Annotated in this window: 1 protein-coding gene; it reads left to right on the top strand. The window is 69.3% G+C overall.

Annotated features, from left to right (window positions below):
• A partial coding sequence (locus ACLJNW_RS24715; protein ID WP_410961290.1) for an exodeoxyribonuclease VII large subunit occupies positions 1–277 on the top strand: 277 nt, incomplete at both ends.

Below are 277 nucleotides of genomic sequence, written 5' to 3'. Positions count from 1 at the left end.
AGCGAACGCAAGCGTCCGCTGCCCGCCCATCCGCGCCGCATCGGTATCGTCAGTTCGCCCAGCGGGGCGGTGATCCGCGACATCATCAGCGTGTTTCGCCGCCGCGCACCGCAGGTCGAGCTGACCCTGGTGCCCACCGCAGTGCAGGGCCGCGAGGCCGTCGCACAGATCGTCCGCGCGCTGCAACTGGCCGACCGGCAAGGCTTCGACGCGCTGATCCTGGTCCGTGGCGGCGGTTCCCTGGAAGACCTCTGGTGCTTCAACGAAGAAGCGGTGG

It is taken from the genome of Salmonella sp. SAL4457, assembly GCF_046548235.1.
GTDB classification, from domain to species: Bacteria; Pseudomonadota; Gammaproteobacteria; order Enterobacterales; family Enterobacteriaceae; genus Salmonella; species Salmonella enterica.
This window is presented reverse-complemented; position numbering and strand designations above follow the sequence as displayed.